Annotated in this window: 1 protein-coding gene; it reads right to left on the reverse strand. The window is 73.0% G+C overall.

Annotation, left to right across the window (positions count from 1 at the left end):
- The coding region (locus AC1DVP_RS21455) for a response regulator transcription factor (RefSeq protein WP_477185498.1) at positions 1-514 on the reverse strand (514 nt) is incomplete at both ends.

Consider the following 514-nt stretch of genomic DNA (forward strand, 5'->3'; position numbering starts at 1 on the left):
GTGCGGCGCAGCAGCGCCTTGGTGCGGGCGACGAGCTCGCGCATCGAGAACGGCTTCGTCATGTAGTCGTCGGCACCCACGCCGAGCCCGATGAGCATGTCGGTCTCGTCGTCCCGGGCCGTCAGCATGAGCACCGGCACCGGCCGCTCGGCCTGGATCCGCCGGCACACCTCGAGCCCGTCGATCCCCGGCAGCATCACGTCGAGCACCACGACGTCCGGTCGCAGCCGCGACGCCGCGCTGACGCCGGACAGGCCGTCGCCCGCGGACTCCACCGTCCAGCCCTCCGCCGAGAGCCGGTGCACGATCGCCTGCGCGATCGCCGGTTCGTCCTCCACCACCAGGACCGTGGTGCCGGCTGCTCCGCCGGCCGCCGTCGTCGGCCCACCGCTCACGTTCACCATGCCGCCAGCGTGGCACAGGCCCGCACCTTCGACCCCCCGATGACGCTCGGGAGTGTGGATGCGCCGGGTGGTGTCGCCCTCGCGCCCGTATGATCGGGGCCACCATGAGC

It is taken from the genome of Flavobacterium sp. P3_A6 (assembly GCF_056403035.1).